Annotated in this window: 23 protein-coding genes; 13 read left to right on the forward strand and 10 right to left on the reverse strand. The window is 55.6% G+C overall.

All coding sequences use genetic code 11. From position 1 onward, the window contains the following. Nucleotides 1-24 precede the first annotated feature (24 nt). The 5 genes from gsiC to M2407_RS02740 all read left to right on the forward strand — a co-directional run bounded on the left by gsiC (nucleotide 25) and on the right by M2407_RS02740 (nucleotide 2,943). The gene (gsiC, locus tag M2407_RS02720; protein ID WP_046374081.1) at nucleotides 25-945 is read left to right on the forward strand and encodes a glutathione ABC transporter permease GsiC; all 921 of its coding nucleotides are present in this window, start codon (nucleotides 25-27) and stop codon (nucleotides 943-945) included. 9 nt (nucleotides 946-954) lie between these two features. Continuing rightward, nucleotides 955-1,863, forward strand: a complete 909-nt coding sequence (gene gsiD / locus M2407_RS02725) for a glutathione ABC transporter permease GsiD (RefSeq protein ID WP_020825982.1) — start codon at nucleotides 955-957, stop codon at nucleotides 1,861-1,863. 27 nt (nucleotides 1,864-1,890) lie between these two features. After that, nucleotides 1,891-2,118, forward strand: coding sequence for a hypothetical protein (locus M2407_RS02730; RefSeq protein ID WP_259216692.1), 228 nt, complete (start codon nucleotides 1,891-1,893; stop codon nucleotides 2,116-2,118). Nucleotides 2,119-2,380: 262 nt separating this feature from the next. Next, nucleotides 2,381-2,725 (forward strand): hypothetical protein, encoded by a 345-nt coding sequence (locus M2407_RS02735; protein ID WP_259216693.1) that lies wholly within the window; start codon nucleotides 2,381-2,383, stop codon nucleotides 2,723-2,725. A gap of 26 nt (nucleotides 2,726-2,751) precedes the next feature. Continuing rightward, on the forward strand, nucleotides 2,752-2,943 hold the full coding sequence (locus M2407_RS02740) for a hypothetical protein (RefSeq protein ID WP_128864031.1): 192 nt from the start codon (nucleotides 2,752-2,754) through the stop codon (nucleotides 2,941-2,943). A gap of 61 nt (nucleotides 2,944-3,004) precedes the next feature. On the opposite strand, the gene fghA is transcribed toward M2407_RS02740, so the two are convergent. The 3 genes from fghA to ptrR are packed head-to-tail and all read right to left on the reverse strand — an operon-like array spanning nucleotide 3,005 to nucleotide 5,935. Continuing rightward, the gene (fghA, locus tag M2407_RS02745; RefSeq protein WP_020825985.1) at nucleotides 3,005-3,847 is read right to left on the reverse strand and encodes an S-formylglutathione hydrolase; all 843 of its coding nucleotides are present in this window, start codon (nucleotides 3,845-3,847) and stop codon (nucleotides 3,005-3,007) included. A gap of 14 nt (nucleotides 3,848-3,861) precedes the next feature. Further along, nucleotides 3,862-4,989: an S-(hydroxymethyl)glutathione dehydrogenase/class III alcohol dehydrogenase gene (locus M2407_RS02750; RefSeq protein ID WP_020825986.1), complete on the reverse strand. Its 1,128-nt coding sequence runs from the start codon at nucleotides 4,987-4,989 to the stop codon at nucleotides 3,862-3,864. A gap of 28 nt (nucleotides 4,990-5,017) precedes the next feature. Beyond that, nucleotides 5,018-5,935 (reverse strand): putrescine utilization regulator PtrR, encoded by a 918-nt coding sequence (gene ptrR / locus M2407_RS02755; protein WP_046374078.1) that lies wholly within the window; start codon nucleotides 5,933-5,935, stop codon nucleotides 5,018-5,020. 107 nt (nucleotides 5,936-6,042) lie between these two features. Here ptrR and M2407_RS02760 point away from each other — a divergent pair, with 107 nt between their 5' ends. From M2407_RS02760 to mglC, 7 genes are all read left to right on the forward strand, one after another. Further along, nucleotides 6,043-7,200 (forward strand): MFS transporter, encoded by a 1,158-nt coding sequence (locus tag M2407_RS02760; RefSeq protein WP_259216695.1) that lies wholly within the window; start codon nucleotides 6,043-6,045, stop codon nucleotides 7,198-7,200. A 247-nt stretch (nucleotides 7,201-7,447) separates the two neighbouring features. Next, the gene (gene folE / locus M2407_RS02765) at nucleotides 7,448-8,116 is read left to right on the forward strand and encodes a GTP cyclohydrolase I FolE (RefSeq protein ID WP_041414357.1); all 669 of its coding nucleotides are present in this window, start codon (nucleotides 7,448-7,450) and stop codon (nucleotides 8,114-8,116) included. A 68-nt stretch (nucleotides 8,117-8,184) separates the two neighbouring features. Continuing rightward, nucleotides 8,185-9,366, forward strand: a complete 1,182-nt coding sequence (gene yeiB / locus M2407_RS02770) for a DUF418 domain-containing protein YeiB (protein ID WP_269813955.1) — start codon at nucleotides 8,185-8,187, stop codon at nucleotides 9,364-9,366. Nucleotides 9,367-9,495: 129 nt separating this feature from the next. After that, on the forward strand, nucleotides 9,496-10,533 hold the full coding sequence (gene galS / locus M2407_RS02775) for an HTH-type transcriptional regulator GalS (RefSeq protein ID WP_048761671.1): 1,038 nt from the start codon (nucleotides 9,496-9,498) through the stop codon (nucleotides 10,531-10,533). Nucleotides 10,534-10,787: 254 nt separating this feature from the next. Continuing rightward, complete coding sequence (gene mglB / locus M2407_RS02780) at nucleotides 10,788-11,780, forward strand: galactose/glucose ABC transporter substrate-binding protein MglB (RefSeq protein ID WP_259216697.1); 993 nt, start codon at nucleotides 10,788-10,790, stop codon at nucleotides 11,778-11,780. Between the two features lie 164 nt (nucleotides 11,781-11,944). Then, nucleotides 11,945-13,453 (forward strand): galactose/methyl galactoside ABC transporter ATP-binding protein MglA, encoded by a 1,509-nt coding sequence (mglA, locus tag M2407_RS02785; RefSeq protein WP_020825993.1) that lies wholly within the window; start codon nucleotides 11,945-11,947, stop codon nucleotides 13,451-13,453. A gap of 11 nt (nucleotides 13,454-13,464) precedes the next feature. Beyond that, nucleotides 13,465-14,475: a galactose/methyl galactoside ABC transporter permease MglC gene (gene mglC, locus M2407_RS02790; protein ID WP_012005998.1), complete on the forward strand. Its 1,011-nt coding sequence runs from the start codon at nucleotides 13,465-13,467 to the stop codon at nucleotides 14,473-14,475. 66 nt (nucleotides 14,476-14,541) lie between these two features. On the opposite strand, the gene sanA is transcribed toward mglC, so the two are convergent. The 7 genes from sanA to metG form a co-directional block, all read right to left on the reverse strand. Further along, complete coding sequence (gene sanA, locus M2407_RS02795; RefSeq protein WP_020825994.1) at nucleotides 14,542-15,279, reverse strand: outer membrane permeability protein SanA; 738 nt, start codon at nucleotides 15,277-15,279, stop codon at nucleotides 14,542-14,544. A 168-nt stretch (nucleotides 15,280-15,447) separates the two neighbouring features. After that, entirely contained in the window at nucleotides 15,448-17,145 is a 1,698-nt protein-coding gene (locus M2407_RS02800) for an NAD-dependent malic enzyme (RefSeq protein WP_020825995.1), read from the reverse strand. A gap of 222 nt (nucleotides 17,146-17,367) precedes the next feature. Continuing rightward, nucleotides 17,368-18,252, reverse strand: coding sequence for a cytidine deaminase (gene cdd / locus M2407_RS02805; protein WP_048761681.1), 885 nt, complete (start codon nucleotides 18,250-18,252; stop codon nucleotides 17,368-17,370). 135 nt (nucleotides 18,253-18,387) lie between these two features. Further along, a complete protein-coding gene (locus M2407_RS02810; protein ID WP_020825997.1) occupies nucleotides 18,388-19,083 on the reverse strand; it encodes a CidB/LrgB family autolysis modulator in 696 nt (231 codons plus the stop codon). Further along, nucleotides 19,080-19,487 carry a CidA/LrgA family protein gene (locus M2407_RS02815; RefSeq protein ID WP_259216698.1) on the reverse strand — a complete coding sequence of 136 codons (408 nt, stop codon included), beginning with the start codon at nucleotides 19,485-19,487 and terminating at the stop codon, nucleotides 19,080-19,082. The genes M2407_RS02810 and M2407_RS02815 overlap by 4 nt, the downstream gene beginning before the upstream one ends. A 136-nt stretch (nucleotides 19,488-19,623) precedes the next feature. Beyond that, on the reverse strand, nucleotides 19,624-20,847 hold the full coding sequence (locus M2407_RS02820; protein ID WP_259216700.1) for an MFS transporter: 1,224 nt from the start codon (nucleotides 20,845-20,847) through the stop codon (nucleotides 19,624-19,626). A gap of 219 nt (nucleotides 20,848-21,066) precedes the next feature. Continuing rightward, nucleotides 21,067-23,094: a methionine--tRNA ligase gene (gene metG, locus M2407_RS02825; protein ID WP_020826000.1), complete on the reverse strand. Its 2,028-nt coding sequence runs from the start codon at nucleotides 23,092-23,094 to the stop codon at nucleotides 21,067-21,069. A 160-nt stretch (nucleotides 23,095-23,254) separates the two neighbouring features. Between metG and apbC the strand changes: the two genes are divergently transcribed. Continuing rightward, the gene (gene apbC / locus M2407_RS02830; protein ID WP_259216701.1) at nucleotides 23,255-24,367 is read left to right on the forward strand and encodes an iron-sulfur cluster carrier protein ApbC; all 1,113 of its coding nucleotides are present in this window, start codon (nucleotides 23,255-23,257) and stop codon (nucleotides 24,365-24,367) included. The last annotated feature ends 33 nt before the right edge of the window (nucleotides 24,368-24,400 follow it).

Raw genomic sequence — 24,400 nt, forward strand, 5'->3', positions numbered from 1 at the left:
GCGGGGTGAAGGGACGCACCCAAGATGCTTAATTATTTTCTTAAACGACTGCTGGGCCTGATCCCGACGCTGCTGATTGTCGCGGTGTTGGTGTTTTTGTTCGTCCATATGCTGCCCGGCGATCCGGCGCGGCTGGCGGCAGGACCGGAAGCCGACGAAGCGGTAGTACAGCTGGTGCGTAAGGATCTGGGGCTGGACAAGCCGCTGCCGCAACAGTTCGTGCACTTTTTTGTCAATGCGCTGCGGGGGGATTTCGGAACCTCGATGGTTTCCAAGCGCCCGGTGAGCGAAGAGATCGGCTCGCGCTTTTTACCGACCCTGTGGCTGACGCTGAGCAGCATGCTGTGGGCGGTGATTTTCGGTATGGGCATCGGCATGGTGTCTGCCGTGTGGCGTAACCGCTGGCCCGATCGTCTCGGCATGACCCTGGCGGTCTCCGGGATTTCGTTCCCCGCCTTTGCGCTGGGTATGCTGCTGATGCAGGTGTTTTCCGTCAATCTCGGTTGGTTGCCGACGGTGGGCGCCGACAGTTGGCGGCACTATATTTTGCCTTCCATCACCCTTGGGGCTGCGGTAGCGGCGGTGATGGCGCGTTTTACCCGCGCTTCGTTTGTTGAGGTGCTGCAGGAAGACTACATGCGTACCGCGCGCGCCAAAGGGGTACGGGAAACCATGGTGGTAGTGAAACACGGGCTGCGCAACGCGATGATCCCGGTCGTCACCATGATGGGATTGCAGTTTGGCTTCCTGCTCGGCGGCTCGATCGTCGTGGAGAAGGTCTTCAACTGGCCGGGGTTGGGCAGGCTGCTGGTCGATTCGGTGGAGATGCGTGATTACCCGGTGATCCAGGCCGAAGTCTTGCTGTTCTCGCTGGAGTTTATTCTGATTAACTTGTTGGTGGACCTGCTGTATGCGGCAATTAACCCGGCAATACGATACAAATGAGGGCGCTGCATGATTAAGCATTGGCGACGCGACGCCGCACTGAAGGCGATGCCGACAATCGATCCTAACGCGGTACGAACGCCGTGGCATGAATTCTGGCGGCGGTTCCGTCAGCAACGCGTGGCGCTGGTCGCTGCGCTATTGGTGTTACTGTTGGTGGTTGCTGCGCTGCTGGCACCCTATCTGGTTCCCTTTGACGCGGAAAATTATTTTGATTACGACCGCCTGAACGAAGGGCCTTCGCTGATGCATTGGCTGGGGGTGGACTCGTTGGGGCGGGACATTTTCAGTCGCATTCTGATGGGGACCCGTATTTCGCTGGCCGCCGGAGTGTTCTCGGTGCTGGTGGGCGGGCTGATCGGTACGCTGCTGGGTCTGCTGGCGGGCTATTACGAAGGCTGGTGGGATCGCATTACCATGCGTATCTGCGATGTGCTGTTCGCCTTTCCTGGCATTCTGCTGGCGATCGGCGTGGTGGCGATTATGGGCAGCGGCATGGCCAACGTGATTATTGCCGTGGCCATTTTCAGCATTCCGGCATTTGCCCGGTTGGTGCGGGGCAACACCCTGGTGTTGAAACATCTGACCTACATCGAGTCGGCACGCAGCATTGGCGCGTCAGACTGGACCATCATCATGCGGCATATTTTGCCGGGGACAATTTCGTCGATTGTGGTGTATTTTACCCTGCGCATCGGTACTTCAATCATCACCGCCGCCAGCCTGTCGTTCCTCGGGCTGGGTGCCCAGCCGCCAACGCCGGAATGGGGCGCAATGCTCAACGAGGCGCGGGCGGATATGGTGATTGCGCCGCACGTGGCGATTTTCCCCAGCCTGGCGATATTTATCACCGTGCTGGCGTTTAACCTGTTGGGGGATGGCTTGCGCGATGCGTTGGATCCGAAGTTGAAGGGATAACCGTTTTTTAGTCCAAAGGAGCTGGCTATGAGCCATATCAGTAAAAAGGGAATTAAAACAAGCATGCTGATTACCATCATCACCTATTGGGGAGGATCCTATCTGGTGTGCAATTCGTCGCTTCTGGTAGCCTACCCCAATATTAGCTATGTCGATGTGGTTGTTGGTTTGCTGGCATTTTTTGGTATCTGGAAGGCCTGTAACCTGATGCAAGCCTTCTACCGTTGGTATAACGGCATCGAGAATGTTTCATGATCTTTAGCGTGAGAGAAGGCTAACGTACCGGATAAGATAAATTTATCTCAAGATTAATACGCTAAGCTTTTAGTGTTCTAATTAAATTGAGTCTTTTAGTGTTGTCGGTTAATAACCGAAGAATACATGATTAACCTATTGCTCTCGTCACGTTTTCACTAAATAAAGTTTGTATTTTACTTTCGCAATTATATTATCACTATGGTTGCCCAGTATGTTTGTTTGTGAGGATTTAATAACTTTAATTCATGGAGTGAATAATATGGCTATTCGTGAGTTAACATCACAGGATCTTGATTTAATTTCTGGCGGAAACGCTGACTCCGGTTATGAAGGCCGTGGGGATGGCCGTGGTCACTATGGTGGAGCACCGAATACCTGTGCGAATAAAGTGGGTGCCAGTCTCATTGCCGGTGTGATTGAAGGCGTGGTTATCGGTGCTATTCTTAGAGCTGGTCATCCGGCAGCTATGATTGCTGGTGCTGTGTTTGGGGGAATACAAGCGGGAATATCATGTGCGGATGAGGGACCTAGCAGAGGGGGACGACAGGATGCGCTGGGAGGTAATAATAGCCGTAATAGTGTGAATGGCCAATGTCGCTGGTAATTCATATTTCATCAATGGAATATAAGATGAAAGCTTGCATTATTATCGCACTATGGACATCAATATTTTACCCTTTGATTAATCACTCATCACTGGCCATTATGAAACCGGATAATAGCTATGTGGATATTGCCGTGGCGGTTTTCGCCTTTTTTGGCGTGAAGGCGGTAATGACTTCAGTTGAGAATTTTTATTATTGGTTTAATGGCCGGGAATAAGCAGTCGCCGTAATAAGTGCTTGCGATAGCGATTATCGCAAGCACTGTTACGGTTTTATGATCAGCGGAACAGATGTTCGGCGTGGAAGCGCAGATGGTCTTCGATAAAGCTGGCGATGGTAAAGTAGCTGTGATCGTAGCCCGGCTGAATGCGCAGGATCAGCGGCCAGTCACGCTGGCGTGCCAGCTCGGCCAGTTTTGCCGGCTGCAGTTGATCTGCCAGGAACTGATCGTCGTCACCTTGATCCACCAATACCGGCATTTTTTCCGCGCCGTTGGCCAGCAGGTGGCAACTGTCATACTGCAGCCACTGGCTTTCGTCGTCGCCCAAATAGGCGGCAAAGGCTTTACGTCCCCAGGGCACCTGACAAGGGTTAACGATCGGCGCAAACGCCGATACCGACCGGAAGCGCTGGGGATTGCGGAACGCCATCATCAGTGCGCCGTGGCCGCCCATCGAATGGCCGAAAATCGACTGGCGCTCGCTGACGCTGAAATGCTGGTTGATCAACGCCGGTAGCTCATCGCTGATGTAGTCGTACATGCGAAAGTGCTTGTCCCACGGCGCTTGGGTGGCATTCAGATAGAAGCCTGCGCCCTGGCCCAAATCGTAGCCTTCATCATTCGGCACATCGTCGCCGCGCGGGCTGGTGTCGGCCATCACCAATACCAGTCCCAGCTCGGCAGCGATACGCTGCGCACCGGCCTTCAGCGTGAAGTTTTCGTCATTGCAGGTCAGCCCCGACAGCCAGTACAGCACCGGCGGCGGGTTATCATCGCGCGGTGGCGGCAGATAGATGCTGAAAGTCATGTTGCAATTCAGGCTCTGCGCCGCATGGCGGTAACGCTGTTGCCAGCCGCCAAACATGCGGTGCTCTTCGAGAAGTTCTAATGACAAGGTCATCTCTGCCTCCTGGCTTATTTTTTGTCGAAGTGAATAACGGAACGAATGGATTTGCCTTCGTGCATCAAATCGAACGCCTCGTTAATCTGCTCCAGGCCCATGGTGTGGGTAATAAAGTCATTCAGCGCGAATTCGCCGTTCATATAACGCTCAACGATACCTGGCAATTGCGAACGGCCTTTCACCCCACCAAAGGCAGAGCCGCGCCAGACGCGACCGGTCACCAGTTGGAACGGACGGGTGGAGATTTCCTGACCTGCACCGGCGACGCCGATGATTACGGATTCGCCCCAGCCTTTATGACAGCATTCCAGCGCTGAACGCATTACGTTGACGTTGCCGATACACTCGAAGGAGAAATCTACGCCGCCGTCGGTCAGTTCAACGATCACGTCCTGGATCGGCTTATCGTAGTCTTTCGGGTTGATCAGATCGGTAGCGCCCAGCTTGCGCGCCAGATCGAACTTGCTGGTGTTGATGTCGATGCCGATGATGCGACCTGCACCGGCCATCTGTGCGCCGATAATGGCCGACAGACCGATGCCGCCAAGGCCGAAGATGGCAACGGTATCGCCTTTTTGCACTTTGGCGGTGTTAATAACCGCACCCATGCCGGTGGTGACGCCGCAGCCGAGCAGGCAGACTTCTTCCAGCGGTGCTTCTTTACTGATTTTGGCCAGTGAGATTTCCGGTACCACGGTGTATTCGGAGAAGGTTGAAGTGCCCATGTAGTGGAAAATAGGCTTGCCGTCCTTAAAGAAGCGGGTAGTGCCGTCCGGCATCAGGCCCTTGCCTTGGGTGGCGCGGATCGCCTGGCACAGGTTGGTTTTGCCGGATTTACAGAATTTGCACTCGCCGCATTCCGGGGTGTACAGCGGGATCACGTGATCGCCTACCGCCACGCTGGTCACGCCTTCGCCGATGGCTTCCACCACGCCGCCGCCTTCATGGCCGAGGATTGCCGGGAACACGCCTTCGGGATCGGCACCGGACAGGGTGTAGGCGTCGGTGTGGCAGACACCGGTGGCGACGATCCGCACCAGCACTTCGCCTTTTTGCGGTGGCATCAGATCGACTTCTTCGATCTTCAGCGGCTGGTTCGGTCCCCAGGCAACGGCGGCACGGGTTTTGATCATTTCCATCATAGTCTCCAGTGGTCTATTTTTTAAATCAGGCTATGTCGATAGCATCGGGTAAGTCATGGGCAGTATTTTCAACCGCAACGGTTTCTGCCTGTTCAATAATCAGTTCTTTCAGGGCGCGAACGTTCGGGCCAAAGGCGTCGCGTCGCCACAGTAGCCAGGTGGCAGTTTGGGCAATGTCGTCCGGCAGGGTGTGTACTTTCACCCGTTCATGGCCGGGCAGCAGGCTGAGTACCGAATGCGGGATCATCGCCAGCCCGGCGCCGCTGGCGACGCAGGCCAGCATGGCGTGGTAGGACTGGATTTCCATAATCTGGCCTGGCAGTGCACCTTCGCGCTTGAACCAGGACTCCAACCGCAGACGGTAAGAACAGCTTGCGCGGAAGGCAAATAGGGTTTCGCCCTTGGCATCTTTGGCGTTATGGATCGGCAGGTGGTCGAGACAGGAGATCACCACCATATGTTCGGGGAAGGCAATACAGCCATTGAGTTCGTCATACTGTACCGGCCCGTCGACCAGCGCGGCCGCCAGCGTACCGGCGCGGACTCGCTCGGTGATCTCGCCGGAGGTGCCGGTGGTCAGCGACAGCGACACCTGCGAAAAACGCTGATGATACGCCGCCAACAGGGTGGGCAACCGGGTGGCGGCGGTGCTTTCCATCGAGCCGATGGCGAAGTTACCCGCCGGCTCACCGGCATGGGTAATGCTCATGGCTTCTTCGCTCAGTGCCAGGATACGGTTGGCATAACAGAGAAAGTTATGGCCCATCGGCGAAAGGCGCAGTCGCTGTTTTTCACGGATAAACAGATCGGTGCCCAGTTCCTGTTCGAGCTGACGCAGGCGTGTGGTCAGGTTCGAGGGGACGCGGTGCAATTGCTCTGCGGCACGGGCGACGGAGCCGGTTTCGGCGACGCTGCAAAACATGCGGAGCTGGGTCAGATCCATTATCTTCTCTTTTCGTGATGAACTTGATGAGTATTATTCAGTTTTTGTGAGTGTAATACTGCTGCATGATACTGGCAACTTTCTTTTAACAGTATGGATAACTCTACATGGCCTTAAGAATTGCCCTGAGCGGTTTTATCGCGTTGATCGTAGCCATGGGGATCGGCCGCTTCGCCTTTACCCCGCAGGTGCCGCTGATGATTGCTGAGCATCAGTTTACTCTGACCGGCGCCGGGTTGGTGGCGGCCATCAACTACCTGGGCTACCTGTGCGGCGCTTACGATGCCATGCGTGCCAGCCGACACGTTGAACGTCGGCTGTGGTTGGGCGTGTGGGGGGCGGTGATCTTGACGCTGCTTTCCGCCTGGGTGCAGGGGGAGTGGTGGCATGGAGCGGTGCGTTTCTTCATCGGGTGGGCCAGCGGTTGGTCGATGGTACTGGTAGCGGCCTGGACCAACGAACGGTTGGCGCACTACGGCCGACCCGCGCTCAGCGCGGCGGTATTTGCCGGCCCGGGAGCCGGAATTTTTATCAGCGGCATGCTGGCGGTGGGGATCCACAGCCTGGCGTTGACCGCGTCACAGGCCTGGCTGGTCTACGGCGTACTGGCGCTGGTATTGATTGGCGCGATCAGCATTAATCTGCCGAAGCCCGGCGAATTGCATCGTCCTGACGTGGCGCCTGAGCCATTGTTGTTGACCCCGGCGCTGAAACGTCTGGTGTGGAGCTACAGTCTCGCAGGCTTTGGTTATATTCTGCCGGCCACTTTTTTGTCGCAAATGGCCGCGGCGCGTTTTCCCGGCAGCCTGTTCGCGCAATTTGTCTGGCCGATCTTTGGTGGGGCGGCGGTGCTGGGGATTGTCATCGGTATTCTGACCCGTCACCGGCTGACTACTCAAACCCGGCTGGCTATCACCCTGTGGGTACAGGCATTGGGGGTGTTAAGCGCGGAAATCGTACCGGGAGTTGCCGGCTTGGCACTGGGCGCGTTGCTGACCGGTGGCGGTTTCCTCAGCGTGGTGCAGCTGTCGATCCAGCATGGCCGTGAGCTGGCCCCCAACCATGCCCGTTATATGGCGGGACTGCTGACCACCGGTTATGCGATTGGCCAACTGGTTGGTCCGACGCTGTCGGCGTTGTCTACCGCATTGACCCACCGGCTGGAACCGGCATTGTACGTGGCCGTGGCGGCGCTGATTGTGGCCGGTCTGCTGGTGGTCAATACGTCGGCGCGCGAGCTGGCGCGAAAACCGATGCCGCAGTGATTAAATTCCGTACAAAAAACGTGGAATAGCCGCAGCCGGCCTGATTGTGCTAAATGCGAATATTTCACCTGCGGATGAAACACAATCACTGGATAATCCCCTCGCTCTCATCTAGAGTGGGGGCAAAATCTTGACTGGGTTCACGTTATTAACTGCGGAAACGTCTGTCGTCAGGAGAGTATGCAATTCATCCCTCTGCTCGGTAAAACAGCCGGATGGGTGAGTTCAAGTCCGTTGGAGAGAAGAAATGACATCATCATTAAGTAAAGAAGCTGCATTGGTTCACGCGGCGCTCGAAGAGCGCGGTCTGGAAACTCCGTTGCGCGGCGAAGTGCTGGATCGCGAAACGCGTAAACGTCGTATTAAAGAGCACATGACCGAAATCATGCAGCTGCTTAATCTCGATCTGTCCGACGACAGCCTGGCGGAAACCCCGCACCGCATCGCCAAAATGTATGTCGATGAGATTTTCTCCGGCCTGGACTACGCCAACTTCCCAAAAATCACCGTCATTGAAAACAAGATGAAAGTGGATGAAATGGTGACGGTCCGTGATATCACGCTGACCAGCACCTGCGAACACCATTTTGTCACCATCGATGGCAAGGCGACCGTTGCCTACATTCCCAAGGATGCGGTGATTGGGCTGTCGAAAATCAACCGTATCGTGCAGTTCTTCTCCCAGCGCCCACAGGTGCAGGAGCGCTTAACTCAGCAGATCCTGGTGGCATTGCAAACCTTGCTGGGCACCAATAATGTGGCGGTATCAATTGATGCGGTCCATTATTGTGTTAAGGCGCGCGGTATCCGTGACGCGACCAGCGCCACCACCACGACCTCTCTGGGCGGGCTGTTCAAGTCCAGCCAGAACACCCGTCAGGAATTCCTGCGCGCGGTGCGCCATCACCAGTCGTGATGGGTCGCTAGAATGGTAACAGGCGCCTGCGGGCGCCTTTTTAATGAGCGGAATACAGCGATAAAATAATGAACACTAGCCCAACGGCTCCTTTGCCGCGCATCGCCACGCTGGACTGCGTGCGCGGTATCGCCATCCTTGGCATTTTGCTGCTGAATATCAGCGCCTTTGGCCTGCCGAAGGCGGCCTATCTCAATCCGGCCTATCTGGGCTTGCCTACAACGCGCGATGCCTGGACCTGGGCGCTGCTGGACATTTTCGCGCAGGCTAAATTCCTGGCGATGTTCGCCCTGTTGTTTGGCGCCGGGCTGCAGATGCTGCTGCGCCGCGGCAAAGGCTGGATACGTGCACGGCTGTCGTGGCTGGTGCTGTTTGGCCTGGGACATGCCATTTTCCTTTGGGACGGCGATATCCTGCTGGCCTATGGGCTGATCGGGCTGGTGTGCTGGCGGATGATCCGCGATGCGAAAGAAACCTATCAACTGTTGAAAACCGGCGTGGTGCTGTACCTGATTGGCGTCGGGGTGCTGTTGCTGTTGGGCTTCATTTCGCACGGTGAGCCTGGCAGTTTCTGGCAACCCGGCGTGGCAGAGCTGCAGTATGAGAAGTTTTGGAAGCTGCAGGGCGGGATGGAAGCCTGGCGCAGCCGCACCGATCTTCTTTCCTCCAGCCTGCTGGCGATTGGCGCGCAATACGGTTGGGAGTTGGCGGGGCTGATGCTGTTCGGCGCCGGTTTAATGCGCAGTGGCTGGCTACGCGGCACTTATTCACCGGGTTACTACCGCCGGCAGGCAGCATGGCTGATACCGCTTTCATTGCTGATCCAACTGCCGGCCGTGGTGCTGCAATGGCATCTTCACTGGGACTACCGTTGGAGCGGTTTTTTATTGCAGGTGCCACGTGAGCTGGGGGCGCCCCTGCAGGCGATGGGCTATCTGGCGCTGTGCTACGGTTTTTGGCCGACGTTGTCGCGTTTGCGCATTGGGCACTGGTTGACGCAGGTCGGGCGCATGGCGCTGAGCAATTACCTGCTTCAAACGCTGCTCTGTACCACGCTGTTTTATCGCTTTGGCCTGTATCAACAGTTTGATCGCCTGCAACTTTTGGCTTTCGTTCCGTTGGTCTGGCTGGCTAACCTGTTGTTTTCAAACCTGTGGCTGCGCTATTTCGAGCAGGGACCGGTGGAGTGGCTGTGGCGCAAACTCACCGCCCTGGCTACCGGCAAGGTAGAGCCCAAGGCGGTGAATTGAGATCTGGCGCAGGTAGGTTAAAAAAATGTATGTAAACGTTTTCTTTCCTGTGACGTAATTCACGCAGAGGAGGATGACAAACGGGGTAGGATAGCGCCACTGTCAACTACCCCGACCTCAGGATCCTTCATGACCTCTGTTCACCCAACCACCATTCGCGACGTGGCGAAGCGTGCGGGCGTGTCTGTGGCGACCGTCTCCCGCGTGCTGAATCATAGCGCCCTGACCAGCAAAGAGACGCGCGAGCAGGTATTGAAGGCGGTGGCTGAACTGGGCTACCGACCCAATGCCAATGCGCAAGCCCTGGCCACCCAGAGCAGCGATACCCTTGGGGTGGTGGTGATGGACGTCTCCGATCCCTTCTTCGGCGCACTGGTGAAAGCGGTAGACACCGTGGCGCAACAGCACCACAAATACCTGTTGATCGGTAACAGCTATCACCAGGCGGATAAAGAGCGCCACGCCATCGAGGTGCTGATTCGCCAACGCTGCAACGCCTTGATTGTTCATGCTAAAACTCTGTGTGATGCCGAGCTGATCGCCTTTCTCGATCAGGTGCCGGGTATGGTGCTGATCAACAGAATCATACCCGGCTATGAACATCGCTGCGTCGGGCTCGATAACGTCAGTGGTGCAGAGATGGCGATGCGTTTGCTGCTGTCGCAGGGCCACCAGCGTATTGGTTATCTGGGCTCGAATCATCCAATCGAAGACGGGCCGCTGCGCCAGCAAGGCTACACGCAGGCGATGGCGGCGGCCGGGCTGGCAACGCCCGACAGCTGGCGCGCCTATGGTTCGCCAGATTTGCAGGGCGGGGAAGAGGCGATGATCGAACTGCTTGGCCGCAACCTGCATCTTAGTGCGGTATTCGCCTACAACGACGCCATGGCCGCCGGGGCGATGGCGGTGCTGAAAGAAAACGGTATCACAGTACCGCAAAACTTCTCGCTGGTTGGGTTCGACGACATCCCCATCGCTCGCTACACCAGCCCCAAGCTCACCACGGTGCGTTACCCGATTGTCACCATGGCGACGCTGGCCACCGAACTGGCCTTGCTGGGCGCGGCAGGCAAGCTGGAGCCGCAGGCCCGCCATTTGTTTATGCCGACCCTGGTCCGACGCCATTCTGTGGCCCCTTGGCAAAGTGAGGCGGCGGTCACTCTCTGAACATTTAATCTTGTGTAACCGTTTTCAATCTGTGAGAAAATTCACAGATTATTAACATCACGCCGTCTATGCTCTAGGCGTTTTCCAGCGTAAAGGCACTTGCCGCTGCTGTTTTAACTCACGCTGGCGCCACATTTTTCAGGAATAACATGATTCACGGATGACAGGGAAACTGCCAGGCCCGGTCGTGCTGACACCGCCGGTTGCCCTTGGCCTAATACCGAGCAAGACCCTACATAAACCGGAGACACACAATGAATAAGAAGGTTTTCACCCTGGCCGCGACGGCCGCAGCCATGATGTTTGGCGCCGCAGCTCACGCAGATACCCGTATTGGCGTCACGATTTATAAATATGACGACAACTTTATGTCGGTGGTGCGCAAGGCAATCGAGAAAGACGCCAAGGCCTCTCCGGATGTCACCCTGCTGATGAATGACTCGCAGAACGACCAATCCAAACAAAACGACCAGATCGACGTGCTGATCGCCAAGGGCGTAAAAGCGCTGGCGATTAACCTGGTGGATCCAGCGGCTGCCCCGGTGGTGATTGATAAGGCACGCGCAAACGATATCCCTATCGTGTTCTACAACAAAGAGCCTTCCCGCAAAGCGCTGGACAGCTATGAAAAAGCCTATTACGTGGGCACCGACTCTAAAGAGTCCGGCGTGATCCAGGGCCAACTGATTGAGAAACACTGGAAGGCCAACCCGAACTGGGATTTGAATAAAGACGGCCAGATCCAGTACGTGTTGCTGAAAGGTGAACCGGGCCATCCGGATGCAGAAGCACGTACCACTTACGTGGTGAAAACGCTGAATGACGACGGTATTAAAACTCAGCAACTGCAGATGGACACCGCGATGTGGGACACCGCACAGGCAAAAGACAAGATGGATGCCTGGCTGTCCGGCCCTAACGCCAACAAAATCGAAGTGGTTATCGCCAACAACGATGCCATGGCGATGGGGGCGGTAGAAGCGCTGAAAGCGCACAACAAATCCAGCATTCCGGTATTCGGTGTCGATGCCTTGCCAGAGGCTCTGGCGATGGTGAAATCCGGCGCGATGGCGGGGACGGTGCTGAACGATGCCGACAACCAGGCCAAAGCCACCTTCGAGCTGGCGAAAAACCTGGCGGCGGGCAAACCTGCTGCCGACGGCACCCAATATAAAATCGACAATAAAGTGGTGCGCATTCCTTACGTTGGCGTAGATAAGGACAATTTGTCCAAATTTGTTAAGTAAGTTCTGAATGGCCCCGCCTGCGGTGCGCTGCCCAGCGCCAACACCAGGAAAGCCGCCGGCGGGGTAATTTTTCTTAAAATCACAGCCCAGATCCGATGAGTTTCAAGCTGCAGCTAATTAGGCGGTGGTTTGGAAGGTGTCGAATCACATAGCCAGGTGTATTTATGGCCGACAGCCCACGCGAATTTTTGCTGGAAATGACTGATATCAGTAAATCATTTCCCGGCGTCAAGGCATTGGATAATGTGAATCTGCGCGTTCGTCCGCACTCCATTCATGCATTAATGGGAGAGAACGGCGCGGGGAAGTCGACATTATTAAAATGCCTGTTCGGCATTTATAAAAAGGATGCCGGCAGTATTATTTTTCAGGGCCAGGAAATAGATTTCAAAAGCTCTAAAGAGGCGCTGGAACACGGCGTGTCCATGGTGCATCAGGAATTAAACCTGGTCTTGCAGCGCACCGTGATGGACAACATGTGGTTGGGGCGCTACCCGACCAAGGGCATGTTTGTCGATCAGGACAAGATGCTGAAAGATACCCAGGCGATATTCGACGAGCTGGATATTGATATTAACCCGCGGGATAAAGTGGGCACGCTATCGGTATCGCAAATGCAGATGATCGAAATCGCCAAGGCTTTCTCCTATGACGCCAAGATTGTCATTATGGATGAGCCCACTTCATCGCTGACGGAAAAAGAGGTGAACCACCTATTCACCATTATCCGCAAGCTGAAGGAACGCGGCTGCGGCATCGTCTATATCTCGCATAAGATGGAAGAGATCTTCCAGCTGTGCGACGAAATCACCATTCTGCGTGATGGCCAGTGGATCGCCACCCAGCCGCTGGAAGGGCTGGATATGGACAAGATCATCTCGATGATGGTGGGGCGTTCGCTCAGCCAGCGTTTCCCCGATCGACAGAATACGCCGGGCGAGGTGATCCTGGAGGTGAAGAACCTGACCTCCTTGCGCCAGCCTTCGATTCGCGACGTCTCTTTCGATCTGCATCAGGGTGAGATCCTCGGCATCGCCGGGCTGGTGGGGGCCAAACGTACCGACATCGTCGAAACCCTGTTTGGCATCCGCGAAAAAATTGCGGGTACCATCAAGCTGCACGGTAAAACCATCAACAACCACAGCGCCAATGAGGCGATAAACCACGGTTTCGCACTGGTCACCGAAGAACGTCGTTCCACCGGGATTTATGCCTATCTGGACGTGGGGTTCAACTCGCTGATCTCCAATATTCGCAACTACAAAAATAAAATCGGCCTGTTGGATAACGCCCGCATGAAAAGCGATACCCAGTGGGTGATCGATGCCATGCGGGTCAAAACCCCGGGCCACCATACCCACATAGGTTCGCTGTCGGGCGGTAATCAGCAGAAGGTGATCATCGGCCGTTGGCTGCTGACTCAGCCGGAAATATTAATGCTGGATGAGCCGACGCGCGGCATTGACGTCGGCGCCAAATTCGAAATTTATCAGCTGATGACCGAACTGGCGAAGAAGGGCAAGGGGATCATTATTGTCTCGTCTGAAATGCCGGAGCTTTTGGGAATTACCGACAGAATACTGGTGATGAGTAATGGTCAGGTTGCGGGCATCGTCAACACCAAACAGACCTCGCAAAATGAAATTTTACGTCTCGCATCCCTGCACCTTTAAGGATCAGAATTATGAACGCGCTGAATAAAAAAACTTTGTTCACCTATTTCAAGGAAGGTGGCATTTACGTAGTGTTGCTGGTGCTGCTGGCAATTATTATTATCCAGGACCCGACCTTCCTCAGTCTAATGAACCTGAGCAATATCCTGACCCAGTCTTCGGTGCGCATCATTATTGCACTGGGCGTGGCGGGGCTGATTGTTACCCAGGGGACTGACCTGTCCGCCGGGCGCCAGGTTGGCCTGGCGGCGGTGATCGCGGCGACGTTGTTGCAGTCGATGGATAACGTGAACAAGGTATTCCCGCATATGGAAACCTGGTCGATCCCGCTGGTGATCCTGCTGGTGTGCGCCGTGGGTGCGGTGATCGGTCTGGTGAACGGTTTGATCATCGCTTACCTCAATGTGACGCCGTTTATTACCACGCTGGGCACCATGATCATCGTTTACGGCATCAACTCGCTGTATTACGACTCCGTTGGCGCCTCGCCAGTGGCGGGGTTTGATCCCAAGTTTTCCACCTTTGCCCAGGGGTTCCTGCGTTTTGGCGACTTTAAGCTGTCGTACATCACCTTCTACGCCATCATTGCGATTATTTTTGTCTGGATCCTGTGGAATAAAACCCGCTTCGGCAAAAATATTTTCGCCATCGGCGGCAACCCTGAGGCAGCCAAGGTTTCCGGCGTGAACGTGCCGCTGAACCTGATCATGATTTATGCGCTGTCCGGGGTGTTCTACGCCTTCGGCGGCTTACTGGAAGCGGGCCGTATCGGCAGCGCCACCAATAACCTGGGCTTTATGTATGAATTGGACGCCATTGCGGCGTGCGTGGTGGGCGGGGTGTCCTTTGCCGGCGGCGTCGGGACGGTGCTGGGGGTCGTGACCGGGGTCATCATCTTTACGGTTATCAACTACGGCCTGACCTACATTGGCGTTAACCCTTACTGGCAGTACATCATCAAAGGCGGCATCATTATCTTCGCCGTGGCGTTGGACTCCTTAAAATACGCCAAGAAAAAATAGTTGTGTCTCAGCTATGAAAACGGCCAGCAAATGCTGGCCGTTGCTGTTTCCAGGGCGGGATAAAGCTTATTTGGCCTTTTGTTTTTCCGCAGCCAGCTTGTGTTCCAGCTCAACCAATTGCTCTGGCGAAACTGCCGGGTAGCCTTGGGCATCTTCCGGTACGGTATGCATGGCGGAAATGGGGATCAGTGGCCCGAGGAAGCGCGGCTCGCGTTTTAGTATGTACAAATCGGTCAGCGCACCAAGGCGAGCGAAGATCTCGCGTGCCCGTACCGTCATCATGTCTTTTGGCGAAGGAACTGCGTAGCACTGAGCCTGGATCCCCATATGCAGCGCGATAAACAGCGCGCGCTCGCAATGGAAGCGCTGGGTGATAATGATAAAGTCGTTGGTGTCGAACACTTTGCGGGTGCGGACGATAGAGTCAAGAGTACGGAAACCGGCATAATCCAGCACGATATCGCTGGGCGCCACGCCGGCGGCGATCAAATCGCGGCGCATGGTCATCGGCTCGTTGTAGCTTTGCTGGGCATTGTCGCCGCTCAGCAGCAGGTATTTCACTTTGCCGCTGTTATAGGCATTAATCGCGCCCTGAATGCGGTAGCGATAATATTGGTTGATCACGCCGGTGCGGTAATATTTGGCCGTGCCCAGTACCACGCCGACCTGGCGATGAGGCAGGCCTTGCAGTTCGTCATAGACGTAAGGCGCGGTTTTCCAGCTGATCCAACGATCGAGCGCGAGAGCCGAAAGCATCAGCAGCGCAGTGATGATGAACAGGCTGATTATCAGGCGTTTCCACATGTTATTGCCTTACGCGCACAGGGGCCAAAAAAGATGGCTCAAGGCTACTTTACCTGACAGGCCGACGCAAGCTTGACGCCCTATCAAGCAAGCATTGCACCGCATTTTTAGGCGGTTTTGAGCATAAAAAAAGCCCGGCGAGCCGGGCCTGATGTTTAACTGCGCAAATCAGAATGAAGTGCGCTTATAGCTGCGGTATTGCGGGCGCCAGAAGTTGTGTTCGATGCCTTTCGACAGCGCTTCTTCTGAGGTGACCACTGCCACGCCTTGCAGCTGCGCCGCTTTACCCACTTCCATGGCAATGCACTTGGACACGCCCTGAATATCGTCGATATTCGGCAGCAGTGCGCCATGCCCGTCGGTCGCCAGCGGCGAACAGTCGGCCAGCGCACGGCTGGCGGCCATCAGCATCGCGTCGGTGACGCGGGTGGCGCCGGAGGCCAGTACGCCCAATCCAATCCCCGGGAAGATATAGGAGTTGTTGCACTGGGCAATCGGGAAGACCTGATCTTTGTAGCTCACCGGCGCAAACGGGCTGCCGGTTGCTACTAATGCAGCGCCTTCGGTCCAGTTAATGATGTCTTCCGGGCGGGCTTCCACGCGGGAGGTTGGGTTGGACAGCGGCATGACGATCGGGCGCGGGCAGTGCTTGTGCATTTCGCGGATCAGTTCTTCGGTAAACAGGCCTGGCTGGCCCGAAACGCCGATCAAAATGGTTGGCTTGGCATTACGCACCACGTCCAGCAGGGAAATGGCGTCGCTTTCTGTTTGCCATGCGGTCAGATTCTCGCTCTTTTGCACCAGCTTGCTCTGGAAATCGAGCAGATTTGGCAGTTTGTCGGTCAGCAGGCCGAAACGGTCGACCATAAAGACGCGCGCGCGGGCTTCGTCTTCGCTCAGGCCTTCGGATTTCATCTGCGCGATAATTTGCTCGGCAATACCGCAACCTGCAGAGCCGGCGCCCAGGAAGGTGACGGTCTGATCGCGCAGTTGGCTGCCGGCGGCGCGGCTGGCGGCGATCAGGCTGCCCAGCGTGACGGCTGCGGTGCCCTGAATGTCGTCGTTGAAGCAGCAGATTTCGTCACGGTAGCGGTTCAGCAGCGGGGTGGCGTTATTCTGCGCAAAATCTTCGAACTGCAGCAGCACGTTCGGCCAGCGGCGCTTGACCGCCTGGATAAACTCTTCAACAAAGGCGTGGTATTCGTCGCCTGAAATACGCGGGTGACGCCAGCCCATGTACAGCGGATCGTTCAGGCGCTGCGGGTTGTTGGTGCCGACGTCCAGCACCACCGGCAGGGTATAGGCCGGGCTGATGCCGCCGCAGGCGGTGTACAGCGATAGTTTACCGATTGGAATGCCCATGCCGCCGATACCCTGGTCGCCCAGACCGAGAATGCGCTCACCGTCGGTGACGACGATCACCTTAACGTTTTGCTTGGTGGCGTTTTGCAGCATGTCGTCAATGCGGTCGCGATTAGGGTAGGAGATAAACAGCCCACGCGCCCGACGGTAAATATCGGAGAAGTGCTCACAGGCCTCACCCACCGTCGGCGTGTAGATGATCGGCATCATCTCGCTCAGGTGCGCTTCCAGCAGGCGATAGAACAGGGTTTCGTTGGTGTCCTGGATATTACGCAGATAAATGTGTTTATCGCTGTCGTTTTTGAAATCCTGGTACTGGCGGTAGGCACGTTCCGCCTGCTCTTCGATGGTTTCTACCGCTTCTGGCAGCAACCCGTGCAGGTTGAAATGGCTGCGTTCATCCTCGGTGAAAGCGCTGCCTTTATTGAGCAGCGGAAATTCCAGCAGAATAGGGCCGGCATAAGGGATGTAGAGAGGGCGTTTGCTTTCGTATTCAAGTTCCATGGCTTTTGCTCTTCAACGTATCGGATAACTTTATGGGCTAGATCCTAAAAGATCGGGGAAATATGTACAGCAATTGTTATCGGATCATGAGGTAAATTGGCGTAATTATCGACGATCAAGTCCTAATTTAACTAAAGAAAGTGTTTTAAGACGTGAATGCCATTGTAATCGGCTGGCGGGGCTGGTAACAGCGGTGCCGGGCAGCACCGCCAGGGGGCAGATTTAGAAAGTGATACGACTGACATTTTGGCAACCCAGCGCGGCCAACGTGGCGCGGGTGGCATCCCATTGGGTGAGGATGGCACTGTCGGGCTCGGCCAGCACCGCTCGAACCACTTTTTGGCAGTCGCCGCCGGAGACGTTCATCAGAATCAGCGCGGCCTGCAGCGGCGGCAGGCTGGGGTTGAAGGCTGCGTTTTCCGCATAACGACCGCTATAAATCGTCCCGTCTTCGGCTTCCAGTGCGACGCCGCTGTGAGCATTGCTGTAGGGCGCGTGACTCTGATTGGCGGCAGCCAGCGCGGCCATCTCCAGTTCGTCGGTCAGCGTCAGTTGGAAACCATGATCGACGCGGTCCATCAGCAACGTGGCGATATTCAGGTCTTTCGGGCCGAAGGCATCCGGCAGATAGTCGCCCAGGGTGGCCGGTTCGCGACCGGGCAGACGAATTTTCAGCGTGGTACCACTGTTGAGTTCGTTCATAAACTGACGGCAGTGGCCACAAGGCGTGTAGTTAACGGTGATGGAGGCTAACGCTGATTCGCCGCGTAGCCAGGCATGAGTCACGGCACACTGCTCTGCATGAATGGTTTGTTGCATCGGCGCGCCGCTGAACTCCATGTTGGCGCCAAAATACAGGTTGCCGCTCTGCCCGCGAGCAATGGCGCCAACATAAAACTGCGAAATCGGCGCTAACGAGCAGGCCGCCGCCAGCGGCAGCAGAGCGAATGCCAGAGCATCATCATCCAGCCCGCAGCGCTGCTTGATAGCATCCACTTGTTCCGCCTTGAGCATGGCCGGAAAATCAGGCGCATCAAAATAAGGCAGCAGGGCGGATTGCAATGTGGCGGGCAGTTCAGCAAAAGCGGTTTGAAAACGCGGGTGCATAGAAACTCTCTCTACAGGTTAACGGGATAACATTCTAGGCAGCCCGGCGCGAATAAAGTGTGATGTAAATCTCTTTATTGATGAAATCAATGCAATGAAAACCATAAATGCGAGATGTATCGCAAGTTTTAGGCCTTAGGCAAACAGGTGCAACAGTACCGGAAACAGAAACGGCGCCAGCAGCGAGGTGATGATGCCGCAGATCACCAGGGCCAGTGAACCAAATGCCCCTTCCTGATAGTCCATTTCTGCACAGCGTGCCGTGCCGAGCGCATGTGACGCGGTCCCCATAGCCAACCCGCGTGCCGAGCGGGTGGTGATTTTCAATACTTTGAACAGCGTATGCCCGAAAACCGCGCCGAGAATACCGACGAAAATCACGCAAACGGCGCTGATTGCCGGAATGCCGCCGAGCGACTCTGCGACCGCCATGGCGATGGGCGTGGTGACCGATTTTGGCATGATGGAAGCGGCAATTTCCGGCGTAGCCCCCATCCATAAAGCGATGGCGCCGCCGCTGATCATCGCGGTGAGGCTGCCGATAAAGCAGACGGCGATAATGGACTTCCAGCGGGCGCGGATCTGATGCAGCTGTTCATACAGCGGATAAGCCAATGCCACTACGGCCGGTTGCAGCAAGTCATTGAGGATTTTACTGCCCTGAAAATAACGCTCATAAGGAATGCCGGTCAGCAACAGCAGGGGGATGATCACCGCCATCGACACCAGCAGTGGGTTCAGCAACGGCATGTTCAGCCATTGCGCCAGTTTGCGCGCTGCAAAATAGATGGCCAGCGTCAGCGGTAATGACCACCAGATTTCATGGATCATTTTTCGCCCTCCGCGGCATCAGGCTTGCCGATGATGCTGCGCTCCCGGTGGAAATAATGTGAGGTGTAGCCGACCACCACCAACACCATCAGGGTGCTGACGATGCAGGACACCACCAGCGGCCCCAGATGCTCGATAATTTGGTCATAGTATTTCATCACTCCCACGCCGATAGGCACGAACAACAGCACCATATAGCGGATCAGCAGGTGGCAACCGGGTTTGACCCATTTGGCCGGCAGAATTTGGGTGGAGAGCAGGGCGAACAGCAACAGCATGCCGATAATGCTGCCCGGAATGGCGATCGGCAGCAGAGCCGCGATGGCATTGCCGGTGAACAGACAAAGGTAGATAAGGACGAATGCCCTCAGGTATTTCCAGCACAGAGTGAGTAGCTTGGCCATAACTTAATCCCGTTTAACCGATGCATTCATCATACAATTAAACTGTGATCTTCGCCACAAATCACACCATGAATTCTCTCTATGGCTACCATGCCGATGGGGCTGGTTGACAACCGCGATGAAAAGGGACGCAGGTTTATTCTGCACTGGCGAAGTTGGCATTCTGTTGTTGCCTCTGCGCCAGGCGATGCCCGAGAAAAAAGAATAGCAGGCTGAGCAGCGCAGCAGCAATCAACATCAGAAACATCATTTGCGGCGCGGCGTAGCTGAGAATAAAACCGCACAGTACCGGATTAATGGCGCCGCCCAGAGCGCTCAGGTTTTGTACGCCGTAATAGCTGCCTTTCAGGTGCTGTGGCGCGATGAAGTCGATAAACATATATTCCACCGGGATCACTATGATTTCGCCCAGGGTGAATATCGCCATGGCAAGGATCCAGAGCCAGAGCGATTGCCCGGCCAGCCAAAAACCGATCAGCCCGAGAATGAAAAATAGCGTGCCCAGCGCCAGCCAGCGCAGCATATTTTCCTGACGCATGCCGCGGCTGAGCAGATACTGCAGGGCGATGACGATACAGGCATTGACGATCATCACCGCCCCAATGACCTGATAAGCGAACTCTGCATTAGAAACGGTGATCAGGTATTGCGATAAATAGCCGGAGAACTGGCCAAAAACCACCGCACCCAGCGTACTGCCAAGGGTAAAGTAAATCAGCCGGCGATCGTTACGCAGGATGGTCAGCGTCTGGCGAAAATTAAGGCGCGCGGTGGGCGTTGCATCCAGCGCGACCGGGGCCGTAGCGGGCTGCCTGCGCAGGATGACGTTCAGCGTCGCCACCGTGAATAAAGCCAATCCACCGGAAAGGTAAAACGGCAACAGAGGATCCAGACCTGCCACCAGTACCCCCAACGATGATCCAACCGCCCAGCCGACGTTGACCAGCGTATAGTTTATTGAAAAGGCTTTGATGCGCTGCGCGACCGGCAGCCAGTCGGCAAAGCACGCTTTAATGGTGATGCCCAATACGGAATAGGCGGTATGTAAAATAGCCAAAACCACAACGATACCCCCCGGCCGCGGGATCCACGGGATAGCGAAAAAACTCAGGGCGAACAAAAGAATGGAAATCAGGATCAGCGTGTTTTTGTTGAATTTGTCTACCAGGTAGCCGCCATACAGGCTGGCGAAAATGCCGATCGCCAGGCTGATACCCAGAATGATGCCGACGCTTTTGGGCAGCAGATGAAAATGCCCGGTCAGATAGATAGTAATGAACGGCAGCGTTACGCCGCGGCCAATGGTCAGTACCAGCGAACTGACCAGCAAGGCGTTAATCAGCGGTGGGAATCCCTTCATATCAGACCTGTTTATGCATACAGTGATAAAACCAGTATGGATAACATAGCTCATTTTGGCCGTCTGGGAAGAGGCGATGTAAAAAAAGAGGTTACTTCGGTAACCTCCTGAAGAGGGATTACTCGCCGGTTTTAGCCTGTAGCCTGACGAACCACTGCTGGACTAAGCGCATAAAAAGGGCCGAGCAAGCTCGACCCTTAAGACTTTGGAAAACCGGTGTTATTTCACCTGCATACCTGGCTGTGCACCGCTGTCCGGGCTCAGCAGGAAGATCTCTTTCCCTCCTGGGCCGGCAGCCATCACCATGCCTTCAGAAATCCCGAAGCGCATCTTACGCGGTGCCAGGTTGGCGACCATGATGGTCAGACGGCCTTCAAGCGCTTTCGGATCCGGGTAAGCGGAGCGAATGCCAGAGAAGATCTGACGTGATTCGCCGCCCAGATCCAGCTGCAGCTTCAGCAACTTGTCTGAACCTTCAACAAAGTCGGCGCTCTTGATCAGCGCAATGCGCATATCAACCTTGGCGAAATCGTCAAAGGTGATGGTTTCCTGAATAGGATCGTCCGCCAACGGCCCGCTGACCACTTTCGTTGCCGCCATGTCTTCTTTCGAGGCGCTAACCATTTCATTGACCTTATCCAGGTCGATACGGTTGAACAGCGCCTTGAATGCGTTGACCTGATGCCCCAACAGCGGTTGCTGGATGCTGTCCCAGGTAAGCTCGCAGTTGAGGAAGGCTTCGGTACGTTCGGTCAGTGACGGCAGCACCGGTTTCAGATAGGTCATCAGCACGCGGAACAGGTTGATACCCATGGAACAGATGGCCTGCAGATCGGCATCGCGGCCTTCTTGCTTCGCCACCACCCAAGGAGCCTGTTCGTCCACATAGCGGTTAGCCAAATCTGCCAGCGCCATGATTTCACGGATTGCACGGCCCGACTCACGGCTGGCGTAGGCATCGGCGATGCTTTGCGCTGCGTCAACGAAGGTCTGGTACAGCGCCGGATCGGCCAGCTTGTCGGCCAGTTGGCCACCGAAACGCTTGCTGATAAAGCCGGCGTTGCGCGAAGCCAGGTTGACCACTTTATTGACGATGTCGGCGTTCACCCGCTGCACGAAATCTTCCAGATTCAGGTCGATATCGTCAATGCGTGAAGACAGCTTGGCGGCGTAGTAATAACGCAGGCAGTCGGCATCCAGGTGTTGCAGGTAGGTGCCGGCCTTGATGAAAGTGCCGCGAGATTTGGACATCTTGGCGCCGTTCACCGTCACATAGCCGTGCACGAACAGATTGGTCGGTTTGCGGAAGTTACTGCCTTCCAGCATCGCCGGCCAGAACAGGCTGTGGAAATAAACGATGTCTTTACCGATAAAGTGATACAGCTCGGTCGTGGAGTCCTTACGCCAGAACTCGTCGAAATCCAGATCGCCGCGCTTGTCGCACAGGTTTTTGAATGAACCCATGTAACCGATAGGCGCATCTAGCCAGACGTAGAAGTATTTGCCCGGCGCGTCCGGGATTTCAAAGCCGAAATACGGCGCATCGCGGGAGATATCCCACTGTTGCAGGCCGGATTCGAACCACTCCTGCATCTTGTTTGCCACCTGTTCTTGCAGCGCGCCGGAACGGGTCCAGGCCTGCAGCATTTCGCTGAACGACGGCAGATCAAAGAAGAAGTGCTCTGAATCACGCAATACCGGCGTTGCCCCGGAAACTACGGATTTCGGCTCGATCAACTCGGTCGGGCTGTAGGTCGCGCCGCAGACTTCGCAGTTGTCGCCGTATTGATCCGGTGATTTACATTTCGGGCAGGTGCCTTTGACGAAACGGTCGGGCAGGAACATGCCTTTCTCCGGATCGTACAGCTGGGAAATGGTGCGGTTCTTGATAAAGCCGTTTTCTTTCAGGCGGCCGTAAATCAGGCTCGACAGTTCACGGTTTTCATCGCTATGGGTGGAATGATAGTTATCATAGCTGATGCCAAAACCGGCGAAATCCTGTTGGTGCTCCTGGCTCATCTCCGCAATCATTTCTTCCGGCTTGATGCCCAACTGCTGAGCTTTCAGCATGATTGGCGTGCCGTGCGCGTCGTCCGCACAGATGAAATGAACCTCGTTGCCGCGCATTCGTTGGTAACGAACCCAGATATCTGCCTGGATATGCTCGAGCATGTGGCCGAGATGGATGGAACCATTTGCGTACGGTAGCGCGCACGTCACCAATAATTTTTTCGCGACTTGAGCCATAGTGAGAACTTGGTTTCTGTAATGAATAAAAAGGGTCTTCGATGTTACCCGATCGCGCCCGCTACGGCTAGGGCGGTTTCTTTGTGCGGACATGCGCCGACCGGCGCTCACTTCTGATATGCTTAGCGGGAAGCTATCCATTCAAAATCAAGGAGCCGGGATGAACGCAAAATCCCCCGAGCAGACCAACCCCGAAGTTCTGCGTGCCCTGGTGACCGGTGTACTGGCCGCCTTTGAACACCCGACGTTAAAAAACAATCTGACTGCGCTGAAGGCAATTCACCACTGCGCGCTGCTGGATAATGTGCTGCATATTGAATTGACCATGCCCTTTGCCTGGCAAAGTGGTTTTGAGGTGCTCAAAGACAGCGTCAGCGCAGAACTGCTGCGCGTGACCGGCGCCGAGGCGATTGACTGGAAACTGAAGCATGATATCACCACGCTGAAACGCGCCAACGATCAGGCCGGCATCAAGGGCGTGCGCAATATTATCGCCATCAGTTCCGGCAAGGGCGGGGTGGGCAAATCCACCACAGCGGTTAACCTGGCGTTAGCGCTGGCGGCAGAAGGCGCCAAGGTCGGCATTTTGGACGCCGACATCTATGGCCCGTCAATTCCGAACATGCTGGGGACCGAAAACGAGCGACCAACCTCGCCGGATGGTCAGCACATGGCGCCGATCGTGGCCCACGGGTTAGCGACCAACTCGATCGGTTATCTGGTGACCGATGACAACGCCATGGTTTGGCGTGGCCCAATGGCCAGCAAGGCGCTGATGCAACTGCTGCAGGACACGCTGTGGCCGGATCTGGACTATTTGGTGCTGGATATGCCGCCGGGCACCGGCGACATCCAGTTGACGCTGTCGCAAAATATTCCGGTCACTGGCGCTCTGGTTGTTACAACGCCGCAGGATATTGCGCTGCTCGATGCCGCCAAGGGCATTGTGATGTTTGAAAAAGTGCATGTGCCGGTCTTGGGTATCGTGGAAAACATGAGCGTGCATATTTGCAGCAACTGCGGACATCACGAGCCGATCTTCGGTACCGGCGGGGCGGAGAAGCTGGTGAAGAAATACCACAGCCGCCTGTTGGGGCAACTGCCGCTGCACATTTCTCTGCGCGAGGATTTGGATCGCGGTGCGCCAACGGTGATAAGCCGACCGGACAGCGAGTTTGCCGAACTGTATCGCCAACTTGCCGGACGGGTTGCTGCGCAAATGTACTGGCAGGGCGAGGCGATCCCGACGGAAATCTCTTTCCGCGCGCTGTAATCGCCGCAGGCAGGAAAATAAAAACCCCGGCTA

This window comes from Serratia sp. BIGb0234 (assembly GCF_024809915.1).
Classification (GTDB): Bacteria; Pseudomonadota; Gammaproteobacteria; order Enterobacterales; family Enterobacteriaceae; genus Serratia; species Serratia liquefaciens.